Source organism: Mucilaginibacter sp. P4_G9, from assembly GCF_056400985.1.
The window spans coordinates 1-646 of the sequence record NZ_JBFUKF010000926.1; the positions used below are offsets into that span (position 1 = coordinate 1).

The window sequence follows — 646 nt, forward strand, 5'->3', positions numbered from 1 at the left end:
GCTCTCAGCGTCGCTTTTATTTCTTTATAATTATATATTTCCCCGTTAAATACCACCGTAAGGTGGTTATAGGAAAAAGGCTGATCTGAGCGATGATCCAAATCAACAATTGCAAGACGATTATGCCCTAAAATAACAGGCCCAATGCGTTCAAAGCCAGAGTAATCGGGGCCACGGAATTGTACCCGCGTTAATTTTGCCTGTATTACCTCGTCGGGATAGTTAACTGTTGACCCATATATACCGCACATAAGATGAAAGTTTTATAAATTAATATTTGCGTTACTTTAATAGAAGAGTTTCATAGGCTTGTCCTATTTTATCCAGTGCGAACCGATTAATTATATCAGCTTTAATTTTATCATGTTCCCAGGTTTGATTACATGCACGAATAATTAGTCTTTTTAAATTAAGAACATCATTTTGTTCGGCTACAAAACCATTGAAGCCCTCTTCAATCAATTCTGCAACACCACCAACCCTAAAAGTAACTACCGGAACACCCACAGATAATGATTCGAGGAGTACATTCGGAAAACCCTCGGTAAACGAGCTTAAAACCATCAAATCGTGTTGAGAAACTTTTAAAGCGACATCTTCTATTTTGCCTGTAAAAAACACCCGACTTTCAAGATCATTTGAGCAT

At 37.6% G+C, this 646-nt stretch carries 1 protein-coding gene and 1 pseudogene; both read right to left on the bottom strand.

The features are described from left to right. A pseudogene (locus AC1DPZ_RS28600) lies at window positions 1-251 on the bottom strand (asparagine synthase (glutamine-hydrolyzing)); the annotation flags it as partial. Window positions 252-282: 31 nt separating this feature from the next. Next, window positions 283-646, bottom strand: a 364-nt coding sequence (locus tag AC1DPZ_RS28605; RefSeq protein ID WP_477409918.1) for a glycosyltransferase family 4 protein, incomplete at its 5' end; no start/stop codon positions are given.